The following is a 13,337-nucleotide window of genomic DNA, read 5'->3' as shown; positions in this document are numbered from 1 at the left end:
AGAACAGCTGCGGACCTACAGAATCGGTTTGCCGCCGGTGACCGCATAGCGGGAGCCCGAGATATAGCTGGCCTCGTCCGAGGCCAGCAGCACATAAATCGGCGCCACTTCCACCGGTTGGCCGGGGCGGCCCAGTGGGGTTTCGCTGCCGAAGTTCTGCACGTCTTCATCAGTCATGGTCGCCACGATCAACGGCGTCCAGATCGGGCCGGGCGCGACGCTGTTGACGCGGATGCCCTTGCTGCCGAGTAATTGCGCCAAGCCACCGGTGAAGTTGGCGATTGCGCCCTTGGTGGCGGCATAGGCCAGCAGGGTCGGCTTGGGCATGTCGGAGTTCACCGAGCTGGTGTTGATGATCGAACTGCCGGCCTTCATATGCGGCAGCGCAGCCTTGCAGAGGCGAAACATCGCGGTGATGTTGATATCGAAGGTCTTGACCCATTCCTCATCCTCGATCTCTTCGAGCGTCTCGTGGGTCATCTGGAATGCCGCGTTATTCACCAGCACGTCAATGCGCCCGAACTGTTCCACGGTCTTGTCGACCAGCGCCTGGCAGGTGGCTTTTTGCGCGATGTCACCGGGTAGCAACAGGCATTGGCGGCCCGCTTCCTCGACCCAGCGTGCGGTTTCCCTGGCGTCTTCGTGTTCGTCCAGGTAGGCGATGGCCACATCGGCACCTTCACGGGCGAAGGCGATTGCCACTGCGCGGCCAATGCCGCTGTCGGCGCCGGTGATCAGGGCGATCTTGTTGGCCAACCGGCCAGAACCCTTGTAACTCTGCTCCCCACAGTCCGGGTACGGGTCCATGGTGCGTTGGGTACCGGGCACGTTTTGCGCCTGGGGGGCGAAGGGCGGGCGTGGGTAGTCAGTCATTTCCAATCTCCATAGGTTTCGAACGGTGCTATGGGATTAGTAGTTTCATGGCCGGCGATAGTTGTAATGGATGCCGGCCAGGCCCGACGAGCGGTATCGCTCAGCCGTGGGGCGGGGCGCTCGCCAGGTGTGCCGGCAGGCGGCGCAAGGTCCACAGGGTGGTGAGCATCGCCGCGACGGCGCACAGCGCAATGCCGACCAGCATCGGCGCCGGCGTGTGGTCGGCAAAAATACCGACCAGGCTCATGGACACGGCACCGATCACCATCTGGATCGCCCCCAGCAGCGCTGACGCAGAACCGGCCACGGCGCCATGGTCCTCAAGGGACAACACCCCGGCCGCCGGCAACAGCAGGCCGAGAAAGCCAAAGCCGATAAACAGCAGCGTCATCATCAGGGCCAGGTTGTCGCCCCACAGCGTGGTGGCGGCCAGCAGGAGCATCACGGCGGCCACCGCAATCACCGACCCGCGAATCAGCGGGGCCAGGCCGTAACGTGCACTCAAGCGTGCGGTGAGTTGGCTCATGGCGAAAAATGACGCCGCGTTGAGCGCGAAACACAGGCTGAACTGGGTCGGGGTCAGGCCGAAATACTCGATGTACACGAACGGCGCGCTGCCGATAAACACAAAGAACGTTGCCAGGCCGAACCCGCAGACCACGGACAAACCGGTGAAGACCGGATCATGGAGGAGCGCGCCGTAGCTGCCGAAGGCGTTACCCAGGGTCTTGCCCAGGCGGCGCTCGGCCGGGTGGGTTTCCGGCAACTGCACGAGGGTCATCACCAGGCACAGCACGGCCACCACCGCGAGCACGGCGAACACTTCGCGCCAGCTCCACAACGAAATCACCAGGCTGCCTGCCAGCGGCGCGAGAATCGGCGACACACTCATCACCAGCATCAGCAAGGACATCAACCGCGCGGCTTCATGGCCGGTGTACAGGTCACGCACGATCGCCCGAGGAATGACCATCCCGGCACAGGCGCCGAAGGCCTGCACGGCACGAAAGCCGATCAGCACTTCAATGGTGGGCGCCAGCGCGCAGCCGACGCTGCCCACGGCAAAGATCAGCAGACCGGCGTAAATCGGCGGCTTGCGCCCGAACACATCGCTGATCGGGCCGTAGAACAGCTGGCACACCCCAATGACCATGAAGAACACGGTGAGGCTCATCTGTACCGCCGCCGGCGAGGCGTGCAGGCTGGCGCCCAGGGTAGGCAGGGCGGGCAGGTAGATGTCGATGGCGAACGGGCCGACGGCGGTGATCAACCCCAACAGCAACGCAAGGTGGGCAATACTTCGGGACATGGGCGGTTTCCGGCAGCGCAAAAGTCGATCAGCTTAAGGGATCCGCGCAGATCCGCAAACTTAGGCTTCACTAACAGGGATTGATGCCGATAACGGTAAGAACGTTGCTTCGACGGTTGGGTATGGGGATGTCAGCATGACGATCAAATTACGCTTGATGCTGTTGATTGCCACCGGGTTGCTCACGGCTCTGGTCATGAGCCTGGCCGGCTACCTGGGGAATGTTCGGATGAGCGAGGCCGTACAGGATAGCGAGGTGAGCATGACGGTCCTGCGCAATCATATGGAAGCCGACATGATGCACGACGCACTGCGTGCCGACGTGCTGTCTGCCATGCTCGTGGGGTTGGGCAAAAGCACCAGCAGCAAGGATGAGGTCAACACCTCGTTGAAGGAACACGCCGAGCATTTCCGTCAGGTACTGGGCGACAACCTCAAGTTGCCGCTGGATGCCACGATCAAAAGCGGCCTGGAAAAAATCAGACCCAGCCTGGACACCTATATCAGTGCCGGCGAGCGCATCGTCGCGCTGGCACTGGAGAATCCTGAGGCCGCTCGCGGGGAACTGGACACCTTCAACAAGGCGTTTTCCCAGCTGGAAGATCAAATGGCGGCGATGAGCGAGCTGATCGAAAGCAATACCCAGGAGACCAGCGCCAGCACGCGGCAGACCATCAGCCACGCCAATTTGACCTTGGGCGCCGTATTGCTCGCCAGCCTGTTGCTGCTGCTGGCCCAGGGGCGCTGGGTGTTGTCGAGCATCATGGCGCCGCTGCAGGCCGCCAGTCGCATTGCTGCCAGTATCGCCCGGGGTAACCTGAGCGAGCCGATCGTCGAACCCAAGCGCAAGGACGAAGCCAGCTCATTGATCCGCAGCCTTGCCACCATGCAGCGAGATCTACGCGGCATGATCGAGGTGGTGCGCAGCAATGCCCACGGCGTCAATGGCATGAGCGAACGCTTGAGCCAGGGCTGCCATGACGTCGCCGGCAGCAGCCAGCAGCAAAGCGCGGCCGCCAGCACCATGGCGGCGGCGGCCAGTGAAATGACCGCCAGTATCGAGGAAATCACCCGGCATGCCGGACGCGCCCTGGACATGGCCAACCAGGCCGAAGCCCTGGCCAAGGACGGCGGCCGGGTGATCCACCAGGTGGTGAAGGACATGGATGGCATTGCCCGCTCAGCGCAGCAATCGGCCCAGGTCATTCGTACGCTGGACAAGGAGTCCGAGGCGATCTTCAGCATTATCCAAGTGATCAAGGGCATCGCTGACCAAACCAACCTGTTGGCCCTGAACGCCGCGATTGAAGCCGCCCGCGCCGGCGAACAGGGACGCGGGTTTGCGGTGGTCGCCGATGAAGTGCGCAGCCTGGCGGGCCGCACCAGCGCCTCGACCCAGGAAATTGCCAGCATGGTCGGGCGTATCCAGCAGAACACCCGGGAAGCGGTGACCAGCATGGAGGAGGGCGTCACCCAAGTGGACAAAGGCATGGCGGTGACTGCCGAGGTGGAGCGAGCGATCCGCGATATTCTGCAGGCCACCCTGAATACCACCGAATTGGTGAACGACATCTCGCGCACCATCGGTGAACAGAGTTTGGCCAGCAACGAAATCTCCCATCAGGTGGAGATGATTGCGGGGATGTCGGAAAACAACAGCCGCATCATCGGCGAAACCGCCTCGACCACCGATGAACTGGCCGGGCTGGCCGGCAAGTTGTCGCAATCCGTGGATCGCTTCAGCCTGTAACACCGCACAGACCTGATACACGCTTTATGGACCGGCCCCTGTGGGTCGGTTTTTTTTGCCCGGTCCACCGGCCCACCCGCAGGGCTCGTTGACCGGGCTTTGCAAAAAAAGATTGAATATTCACACCTAATGTTATTTAAATAACAAAACAAGAGCGCCACGACCTGCCTGGTCGTGGTGCAACAAGGTGGAATAGCAATGAGCAAGATCGCAGTCATCGGCAGCAATATGGTGGATTTGATCACCTACATCGACCGCATGCCGGCCCAGGGCGAAACCCTGGAAGCGCCTGGTTTTGCCCTCGGGTGTGGCGGCAAGGGGGCGAACCAGGCGGTGGCGGCAGCCAAGCTTGGGGCGCAGGTGCTGATGTTGAGCAAGGTCGGCGACGACATGTTTGCCGACAACACCCTGGCCAACTTCCAGCGTTTTGGTATCGACACCCGTCATGTGCAGCGGGTGCTTGGGGTTTCCAGCGGTGTCGCGCCGATTTTTGTGCGGGCCGACTCCCACAACAGCATTCTGATCGTCAAAGGCGCCAATGCGCATTTGTTGCCGGCGGACATCGACGCGGCGGCCGCCGACCTGCGCGAGTGCACGCTGATCGTGCTGCAGTTGGAGATCAATCTGGAGACGGTCTACTACGCCATCGAATTTGCGCACCGGCACGGCATCGCGGTGCTGCTCAACCCGGCACCGGCCCTGGCCGGCCTGAGCGGGGAGCACCTGGCGCAGCTGGACTTCCTGATCCCCAATGAATCGGAACTGGCGTTGATCACCGGCCAGGTCGTGGACTCGCCGGACGCCGCCCAACGCGCCGCGCGCACGCTGGTGGCCAGCGGTATTCGCCACGTGATCGTCACCCTCGGTGAACACGGTGCGTTGTACGTGGGAGAGGAGGGCGAATTCCGGGTGCCGGGCCGAAAGGTCGTGGCACGGGACACCACAGGCGCCGGCGATGCCTTCATCGGTTGCTTCATTCAGCACTGGAGCCGCGACGGCGGTATCCGGCAGGCCATGGAACAGGCCGTGGCGTATTCCGCCTGCTCGGTCATGGCCCTGGGCACCCAGACGTCATATCCCGACAGCGAGGCGTTCGCCCGTTTCCAGCAACAGCCGTAACCCCCAAACCAGCCCGGAGAACAATAATGAACAAACCTGCGCTGCAACAGACACCCGATGGTTTCTACCTGAACCGCACGCCCTGGTTCGCCTTTATCCTGCTGTGCAGCATCTTTGCGCTGTGGGCGGCGGCGGCAAGCATGAATGACGTGCTGATCGCACACTTCAAGAAAGCGTTTCTGCTCAGTGATTTCCAGACCGCCTTTGTGCAGTCGGCGTTTTACCTGGGTTACTTTTTCGTGGCGATTCCGGCGGCGATGGTGGTGCGTCGTTTCAGCTACAAGAGCACGATCCTGATCGGGTTGCTGCTGTACATGTTCGGCTGCCTGCTGTTTTTCCCGGCGGCGTCGACGGCCAAGTACGGCATGTTCCTGCTGGCGCTGTTTGTGATTGCGGCCGGCCTGTCGTTCCTGGAAACCGCCTGCAACACCTACTCGACCCTGATGGGGCCACGGGAAACCGGGACGCGGCGCTTGAACATCTCACAGACGTTCCACCCCTTCGGTGCGATGGCCGGGGTGTACGTCGGCAGCTTCGTGATGTTCAAGGACACCGACGCGACCACGGAACAACTGACCCGGATGAGCACCTCCGAGGCCGCCGTGCAGCAGCTGCAGATGATCCAGTCCACACTGTTGCCCTACAAGTGGATGATCGCCGTGCTGGTGCTGATGTTTATCCTGGTCGCGATCACTCGGTTCCCCGCCTGCAAGGGCAATAAGCCGGCTGACAGCAAGCCTGGAAGCCTGCGCCACAGCCTGGGCCGGCTGTGGCGTAACCCGCGCTTTACCTTTGGCGTATTGGCGCAGTTTCTCTACGTGGGCGCCCAGGTCGGCGTGTGGAGTTTCACCATTCGCCTGGCGATGCAAATGGGCGGAATGAATGAGCGCAGCGCTTCATGGTTTTTGCTGACCACCTTTGCCGCCTACTTTGTCGGCAAGATGATCGCCAACCTGTTGATGCGCCGCCTGCATCCGGCCAAGGTCCTGGCGATCTACGGTGTGCTGTGCATTGTGCTGCTGGCCTACACCATTCTGGTGCCGAATATTTCGGCGGTGTACGCAGCGGTCGGCGTGAGTATTTTCCTCGGCCCGTGCTGGCCGACTATTTACGGCCTGACCATCGATGGTCTGGGTGAAGACACCGGCGTCGGCGGTTCATTGCTGGTGATGAGTATCGTCGGCGGCGGGGTGATTCCGATCTTCCAGGGCCTGTTGTCCGATGCCAGCGGCGGCAATATGCAGCTGGCCTACAGCGTGCCGTTGTTGTGCTTTATCGTGATCGTGATGTACGCGGTCAAGTGCATGCGCCAACCCGGCACGTTACCGTCGAGCGCTGCTGCGGCGGTGGCCTCATGAATACGCGGATTCCGCTGTATCCAGCGGTGTTTGCCGAACAGGAGAGAATCCTGTTGCAGTCCGAGGATTTCAAGGTCGGCGCCTGGATCTATCCGTCCGGCGTGCTGGCCGTGAGCCTGGAGAACAGCCGTGGACGCCTGGTGCTGCTGCCCTATCAAGGGCAGATGATCTGGTCGGCGATGTTCGACGGCTGCGACCTGACCATGAGCAACCTGTTCGAGCAACCCCGGCCCAGCCCGACGGTCATTGATACCTACGGCTGCTTCATGTTTCACAGTGGCCTGTTGCGCAACGGTTGCCCGGCGCCGGATGACACCCACGCCTTGCACGGCGAAATGCCTTGCGCCCCGATGGACTCGGCCTGGCTGGACATCGGCGAGGGCTTTGTGCGCCTGGGCGGTTGCTATCAGTACGCCAAGGGCTTCGGCGATCGCTACCGGGCGTGCCCCAGCGTGACCCTGCGCGCCGATTCGGCGGTGTTCGATATCGACATGGACGTGACCAACCTGGCCGGCAAGCCTATGGAACTGATGTACATGGCCCATATGAACTACGCCTTTGTGGCCGGTGCGCGGTTTGTCGAGCCATGGGGCATGCAGCGACTGCGCCTGCGCACCAGCATTCCGGGCCACGTCAAGCCGACGCCGGACTGGAGTGCCTACATGGCGCAACTGGCCGAACAACCCGGGCAATTGGCCTGTCTCGATCAGCCGGGGTTGTACGACCCTGAAATCGTGTTTTTCTTCGACGGCGTCGGTACGGACGCCACCGGCCAGGCGCACTTCCTGCTGGATCATCCCGATGGCGCGGCGTTCTACACCCGCTATCGCCCCGAACAATTCGCCCACGCCGCACGCTGGATCCTGCACACGCCGGATCAGCAAGTGGCGGCGTTCGTGCTGCCATCGACGTGCGAACCCGAGGGCTATAACGCCGAGAAAGCCAAAGGCCACGTGCGTCTGCTGGCGGCGGGAGCCAGCGCTTCGTTCAGTGTCACCACCGGCTACCTGAGCGCCCAGGAACGCCAGCGGTTGCTGGGTTAAACCAGCAATTGCGCGCCGTGGGCCTGGATGGCGTCCTTGTAGCTGCGGGGGATTTTCTTGTCGCTGACCACGTACTGAAAGTCCTCCAGGGTGGCGAAGTGAGCGGTGCGCACCGTGTCGAACTTGCTGAAGTCGGCGAGCAACACACGTTGCTGGGCCTGGCGCATGACCTTTCGCTTGACCTCGACTTCATTGAAGTTGAAGCACGTCACGCCGAATGCCTGGCTGACGCCGGCGGCCGTCACGAAGGCCCAGGTCAGGCGCACGCTGTCGAGGATGCTGCTTTCGGCACTGTTTTCAAACACCTGGTTCTTGCGGTGGAAGGTGCCGCCGCACAACACGATGTGGCAGTTGGGCTTGTTATGCAGCTTGAGCAGCACGTTCAAGGAGCTGCACACCGCCGTGAACTCCAGGTCCTCGGGGATGAAGTCGATCACAAACGGCGAGGTGGTACCGCAGTCGAAAAACACCGTGTCACCGGGCTGGATCAGGCGCGCGGCGAGTTTGCCGATGCGGCGCTTTTCCTCGACGTGGCGGGTGTCCTGCTCCGCAACCCGGTAATCGCTGACCTCGCTGCCGACCCGGGTGATGTAGCCACCCAGCAGGCGCAGGTGATCACTGAAGTGATTGAGATCGCGGCGCAGGGTCATCTCCGAAACCTCCAGCAGCGCCGCCATTTCCCTCAGGTGAATGGCGTTCTGGTCCTGCAAGGCTTGTTGGATAAGCTTGAGTCGCTCGGCTTTTCTACTGTCCACGAGTATTCCAGGGCTTGATTGTTTGTGTTAGATAAGTAACATTTAGCGTTATTATTATAACGCATTAGTGTGAGTGCTGTGACAAGCGGCACACGACCATTCGCAACATACAGGCAAGGGCACGTTAAATGAACACTCTTCAACCCGCAGCATTGGCCAAGTACATCGATCACACCTTGCTGGCGCCCGACGCCTCCCGCGAGCAGATTCGCACCTTGTGCGAGGAAGCCCGGAAGCACGGTTTTTATTCGGTGTGCCTGAACTCAGGGCAGGTGCCTTACGCCGCTTCCTGCCTGACCGACGACAGCGTGGTGATTTGTGCCGTGGTGGGCTTTCCCCTGGGCGCCGGCCTGAGTGACACCAAGGCCTTCGAAGCCGAACGGGCGATTGCCGCCGGGGCAGGGGAGATCGACATGGTGCTCAATATCGGCTGGTTGAAGGACGGTTTGCTGGAGGCAGTGCGCGAAGACATTGCCTTGGTCCACAAGGCCTGCGGCGCCGTGCCGTTGAAGGTCATCCTGGAAACCTGCCTGCTGGACGACGAAGAGAAAGTCCAGGCCTGCGAAATCTGCCGGGACCTGGGTGTGGCGTTCGTCAAGACCTCCACGGGGTTCAGCCGAAGCGGTGCCACCGCCGAAGACGTGGCCCTGATGCGTAAAACCGTGGGCGCCGCGGTTGGGGTCAAGGCGTCGGGGGGGGTGCGCGATTATCCGACGGCACTGAAAATGATTGAAGCTGGGGCGACACGTTTGGGCAGCAGTTCGGGGATTTCGATTGTCGGCGGGGCGATGACGGCGGCCAGTGGTTACTGAGTTTCGGGCCGGCGCCTGGCAGCCTGTAGGGAAATCCCTACAGGCTGCGCAAATCATTAGAGCACTATCCGGATTTCTTCATGGCTCTTTGCTATATGTCACGCTAGAGTGATTGGAAGATTCAATGAAGTCTTGATTTCTCCGGCCTCGGCCGAGGCCGCAGGACACTTCATACCTGTGGAGTGCACCATGAAAGTTCTAATCGCCGATGATTCATCCATGTCCCGCAAGATGGTCTTGCGTTCCCTGCCGGAATCACTGACCGAAGATGTTCGCCAGGCCTGTAACGGTGCCGAGGTGATGGAGGCTTACCACGCCGGTTTGGTCGACCTGCTTTTTCTCGACCTCACCATGCCCGTCATGGACGGCTTCCAGACCCTGGAGGCACTCAAGCGCGAAGACGCCAATGTGGTCGTCGTGGTGATCAGCGCAGACATCCAACCCCTGGCCAGGCAACGGGTATTCGACCTGGGCGCTGCTGCATTCGTAGCCAAGCCGGTTACGGCTGAAGCTGTAGTCAATGCCTTGCACGTCATAGGAGTGCTTTGATGGAAACCTTGGCCGCACTCACCGAAGACCAACGTGATGCCCTGCAGGAACTGATGAACATCGCCATGGGACAGGCGGCCGAGCGACTGGCGCTGCTGACCGATACCATGGTGACGCTTTCGGTTCCCTTTATTCACCCGCTGATCCGGGAACAGAATAACCTGTTGATTCCGGAGCATCTGCGCCGGAGCTTCATGATCGTCACCCGCCAGTCTTTTCTGGGTGAGTTACGTGGCGAAGTGTTCGTGTGCTTTGGCTCCAAGGGGGCCGATGAACTGGCCGAACTGCTGGGCTATAAGGGCAGCGGCCTGGAGCAGCAGCACGAGTTGATGCTTGATGTCACCAACATCCTGACCGGCGCCTGCATCAGTGGCCTGGCAAGGCAGGTGGCGACTCAGGTGAGCTATGACGCACCGTCCATTCTCGTCCACACCGAACATGCGGCGAATGCACTGGATGAATTGAACCTGAATGAACACCTGGCGATGGTGCTGGAAATCCGTTTCGAGGTTCAGGCTCATCAGTTCTCCTGCGACTTGTTGATCTGCATCACTGAACGTACGGCGGGGGTTGTCGTTCGGGCCATCGATCGTTTGCTGGACGAACTTTGAAGGGGCCTCTTCATGACAGACAGCAAGGCAATTTCCCGGGAAACCCTTGAGTCGATGCTCAAGGCCATCAACATGGGCGTGCTGCTGGTCGACCAGGACTGCAAGGTGCTGTTCTCTAACCAATTCATGTCCATCAACAGTGGCCGCAGCGCGGAAGAACTGGTCGGCCGTACGCTGTTCGAAGCCTTTCCGGAGCTGCCGGAGGCCTGGACCCGGCAGAAGATCAACAGCGTCATTACCCTGCAAAACTTTGCGTTCACTTCATGGCAGCAGCGGCCGCACCTGTTCAATTTCGAGAGTACCCGGCCCATCAGTGGCATGGTCCGGCTCATGTATCAGAACTGCACCTTCTTCCCCGTGCAAGATGCCGATGGCAGCAATCTTGGCGTGGGCCTGGCCATCAGTGATACGACTGACACGGCTGCCCGCCAACTGGAGTTGACGCAACTTAACAAGTTGCTGGAAGAAGAGAAGGGTGCCCAGGCGCTGCTGATCGCGCGGCTCGAAGACGCACAGGCGCAGTTGCTGCAGTCCGAGAAGATGGCGGCGATAGGGCAACTTGCTGCAGGCGTGGCCCACGAGATCAATAACCCGATCGGGTTTGTCGGCTCCAACGTCAACAGCCTGCGTCGTTACCTGGTGGACATCTTCGCGCTGCTCGAAGCCCATGAACAGGCGACCGACGACAGGCATGCCAGCGCTCATCCCGAGCTTGCGGTGATGCGGGACAAGATGGATTACACCTTCATGCGCCAGGACATCGACGACCTGCTGGCCGAGTCGGTCGACGGCCTTGACCGGGTCACTCGCATCGTCAAGGACCTGCGCGAGTTCTCCCACGTCGACAGTTACGAATGGCAGTTGGCCGATCTGCACAAGGGGCTCGACAGTACCCTCAACGTTATCTGGAACGAGATCAAGTTCAAGGCTCAGGTGATCAAGTGCTACGGCGATGTCGAGCCCATCGAATGCATGGGCTCACAGATCAACCAGGTCTTCCTGAACCTGCTCATCAATGCCAGCCATGCCGTGGGCGCCGACGGCGAAATCACCCTCAGCAGCGGTAGGGAGGACGGTGGAGTCTTCGTCGAAATCGCCGACAACGGCCACGGCATTCCCCTTGAAATCCAGAACCGGATATTCGAACCGTTCTTCACAACCAAGCCGGTGGGCATGGGGTCGGGCCTTGGCCTGTCGTTGTCGTACAGCATCATGGTAAAGCACCATGGACGGCTCACCGTCGACAGTGAGCCGGGCAGGGGGAGTCGCTTCCGCGTCTGGTTACCCTTACGCCAGCCGGTAATCGAGGCTGTCTCTACCTGCGCCGTTGAAGGACGCTGATCATGGACACGCTGTCTTCCTGCGAAAAACGACACATCGTCATGCTGGTGGATGATGAGGAAAGCATCCTCAACAGCCTTCGACGCCTGCTGCGCGCAAAGCCTTACGACTTGCTGCTGGCCACGAGCGGGGCCCAGGCGCTGAGCCTTTTCGAACAACACGCGGTGGACCTGATCGTCTGCGACGCGCGCATGCCGTTCATGGACGGGCCGACCTTGCTGCGCGAAGTGCATAGGCGCGATCCGCACTGCGTGAATATCCTGCTGACCGGCTACGCCGATATGAGCATGATCACCCAGGCGATCAACGATGGGTATGTGTTCCGTTACATCAGCAAGCCCTGGAATGATGAAGAGCTAAAGCTCAGTCTCGATCAGGCTCTGGAAATGAAGAGTGCTCGTTGAGCGTCACCCGGCGAATTCGTTACCAAGCCTATAACTCAACTAAATAGTCATTTAGTTGAGTTGGCTATCGGGCAGGGTTCAGACCTGGGCGAGGGCGCTGATACGCCGTTCGCTGATGCGTTCGACGGTGTCCATATGTTCGGTGCCCCACACGCACAACGCGCCCAGCGCGGTGGCCAGTGACTGCCCGAAGGGTGTCAGGGAATACTCGACCTTGGGCGGGATCTCCTGGAAGTCGATACGCGCAATGATTTCGTCGCGCTCCAATTCCTTGAGTTGCTGGATCAACACCTTGTCGGTCACGCCGCCAATCGCACGCCTTAACTCGCCATACCGATGAACATGTCGCGCCAGGTTATACAGGACCAGCGGTTTCCATTTGCCGCCAATCACCGCCAGGGCAGCCTCGAGCCCGCAATTGAAGGTGTTGTTCGCCATGTGATGGTGCTCCAAAGGGGTACTTACTAAAAGGTGCATACTATTCAAAAGAATAGTCTGGATCTAGAGTTGGGCTTCAACATTCTTCGGAGTTAACCATGAGCAGGCTCGACGGAAAAATTGCAGTGATCACCGGTGGCAACAGCGGCATTGGCCTGGCAACCGCCATGCGCTTTGCAGCGGAAGGTGCACAGGTTGTGATTGTGGGACGCAGGCAGGAAGAACTGGACAAGGCGCTCGGGCTGATCGGGCCTGGAGCGCTCGCCATTCAAGGGGATATCTCGAGGCTGGACGACCTGGAGCGCATTTTCACCCACATCAAAAGCGTCAAAGGTCGCGTAGACGTGCTGTTCGCCAATGCAGGCCTGGGGGATTTCCAGCCGCTCGGGTCGATCACCGAAGAGTCGTTCGATCGCACGTTCGGCATCAACGTCAAAGGCACACTGTTCACCGTGCAAACAGCGCTGCCACTGATGCACGCCGGCGGTTCGGTGATCCTCACAGGTTCGACCACCGGCACCATGGGCACACCGGCATTCAGCGTGTACAGCGCCACGAAAGCCGCATTGCGTAATTTCGCCAGGAGCTGGGCGCTGGATTTGAAAGGCAGCGGTATTCGCGTCAACGTTCTTTCACCGGGGCCGATCTCGACACCGGGCCTGGACCTGGCGCTTTCAAGTACCGGCCAGAAGGATGCAATCATTGACGACATGACGGCGCAGTTGCCACTGGGCCGTATCGGCCAACCGGAAGAAGTTGCGGCGGCGGCATTGTTCCTGGCGTCGGACGACAGCAGTTTCATGACAGGCAGCGAAATGTTCGTGGATGGAGGGTTCGCTCAGGTTTGAACCAGAGAGGGGTTTTGCCTGTTGGAATCTGACGGGCACTGCCCCTCATTACGTAACATCGTATTACGCATAATGTATATTATGTTAAACGAGGTGCTATGTTAAGGATGTTCATAAGCCTCGTAAG

13 protein-coding genes and 2 pseudogenes are annotated in these 13,337 nt (G+C 60.3%); 11 read left to right on the top strand and 4 right to left on the bottom strand.

Annotation, left to right across the window (positions count from 1 at the left end; all coding sequences use genetic code 11):
- Positions 1–15: 15 nt before the first annotated feature.
- Positions 16–873: an SDR family oxidoreductase gene (locus BB029_RS26915; protein ID WP_065927536.1), complete on the bottom strand. Its 858-nt coding sequence runs from the start codon at positions 871–873 to the stop codon at positions 16–18.
- A gap of 100 nt (positions 874–973) precedes the next feature.
- Entirely contained in the window at positions 974–2,182 is a 1,209-nt protein-coding gene (locus BB029_RS26910; RefSeq protein ID WP_065941518.1) for a multidrug effflux MFS transporter, read from the bottom strand.
- A gap of 136 nt (positions 2,183–2,318) precedes the next feature.
- Between BB029_RS26910 and BB029_RS34375 the strand changes: the two are divergent.
- The 5 genes and pseudogenes from BB029_RS34375 to BB029_RS26890 form a co-directional block, all read left to right on the top strand.
- A pseudogene (locus BB029_RS34375) lies at positions 2,319–3,074 on the top strand (MCP four helix bundle domain-containing protein); the annotation flags it as partial.
- Positions 3,069–3,932, top strand: a complete 864-nt coding sequence (locus tag BB029_RS34370) for a methyl-accepting chemotaxis protein (protein ID WP_371263379.1) — start codon at positions 3,069–3,071, stop codon at positions 3,930–3,932. The pseudogene BB029_RS34375 and the gene BB029_RS34370, both read left to right, overlap by 6 nt.
- 198 nt (positions 3,933–4,130) lie before the next feature.
- Positions 4,131–5,051 (top strand): ribokinase, encoded by a 921-nt coding sequence (rbsK, locus tag BB029_RS26900; RefSeq protein WP_065941516.1) that lies wholly within the window; start codon positions 4,131–4,133, stop codon positions 5,049–5,051.
- 26 nt (positions 5,052–5,077) lie between these two features.
- Positions 5,078–6,409, top strand: coding sequence for an L-fucose:H+ symporter permease (gene fucP / locus BB029_RS26895; RefSeq protein ID WP_065941515.1), 1,332 nt, complete (start codon positions 5,078–5,080; stop codon positions 6,407–6,409).
- Positions 6,406–7,452, top strand: a complete 1,047-nt coding sequence (locus tag BB029_RS26890; RefSeq protein WP_065941514.1) for an aldose 1-epimerase family protein — start codon at positions 6,406–6,408, stop codon at positions 7,450–7,452. The genes fucP and BB029_RS26890 overlap by 4 nt, the downstream gene beginning before the upstream one ends.
- On the opposite strand, the gene deoR is transcribed toward BB029_RS26890, so the two are convergent.
- Complete coding sequence (gene deoR / locus BB029_RS26885; protein ID WP_065941513.1) at positions 7,449–8,207, bottom strand: DNA-binding transcriptional repressor DeoR; 759 nt, start codon at positions 8,205–8,207, stop codon at positions 7,449–7,451. The two genes, BB029_RS26890 and deoR, sit on opposite strands and share 4 nt — an antisense overlap.
- 128 nt (positions 8,208–8,335) lie before the next feature.
- On the opposite strand from deoR, the gene deoC reads away from it, so the two are divergent.
- The 5 genes and pseudogenes from deoC to BB029_RS26860 form a co-directional block, all read left to right on the top strand.
- A complete protein-coding gene (deoC, locus tag BB029_RS26880; RefSeq protein ID WP_065941512.1) occupies positions 8,336–9,019 on the top strand; it encodes a deoxyribose-phosphate aldolase in 684 nt (227 codons plus the stop codon).
- A 189-nt stretch (positions 9,020–9,208) separates the two neighbouring features.
- Positions 9,209–9,568: a response regulator gene (locus BB029_RS26875; protein WP_065927544.1), complete on the top strand. Its 360-nt coding sequence runs from the start codon at positions 9,209–9,211 to the stop codon at positions 9,566–9,568.
- The gene (locus BB029_RS26870; RefSeq protein ID WP_065941511.1) at positions 9,568–10,179 is read left to right on the top strand and encodes a chemotaxis protein CheC; all 612 of its coding nucleotides are present in this window, start codon (positions 9,568–9,570) and stop codon (positions 10,177–10,179) included. Before BB029_RS26875 ends, BB029_RS26870 begins: the two co-directional genes overlap by 1 nt.
- Before the next feature lie 12 nt (positions 10,180–10,191).
- On the top strand, positions 10,192–11,520 hold the full coding sequence (locus BB029_RS26865) for an ATP-binding protein (RefSeq protein ID WP_065941510.1): 1,329 nt from the start codon (positions 10,192–10,194) through the stop codon (positions 11,518–11,520).
- 2 nt (positions 11,521–11,522) lie between these two features.
- Positions 11,523–11,906 (top strand): annotated as a pseudogene (locus BB029_RS26860) (response regulator); the annotation flags it as partial.
- 96 nt (positions 11,907–12,002) lie between these two features.
- On the opposite strand, the gene BB029_RS26855 reads toward BB029_RS26860, so the two are convergent.
- Positions 12,003–12,362 carry a helix-turn-helix domain-containing protein gene (locus tag BB029_RS26855; protein ID WP_065941508.1) on the bottom strand — a complete coding sequence of 120 codons (360 nt, stop codon included), beginning with the start codon at positions 12,360–12,362 and terminating at the stop codon, positions 12,003–12,005.
- A gap of 98 nt (positions 12,363–12,460) precedes the next feature.
- On the opposite strand from BB029_RS26855, the gene BB029_RS26850 reads away from it, so the two are divergent.
- Positions 12,461–13,210 (top strand): SDR family NAD(P)-dependent oxidoreductase, encoded by a 750-nt coding sequence (locus BB029_RS26850; protein ID WP_027605842.1) that lies wholly within the window; start codon positions 12,461–12,463, stop codon positions 13,208–13,210.
- Positions 13,211–13,337: the final 127 nt, after the last annotated feature.

The sequence above is a fragment of the Pseudomonas sp. S3E12 genome (assembly GCF_001702295.1).
Lineage (GTDB): Bacteria > Pseudomonadota > Gammaproteobacteria > Pseudomonadales > Pseudomonadaceae > Aquipseudomonas > Aquipseudomonas marginalis.
This window is presented reverse-complemented; position numbering and strand designations above follow the sequence as displayed.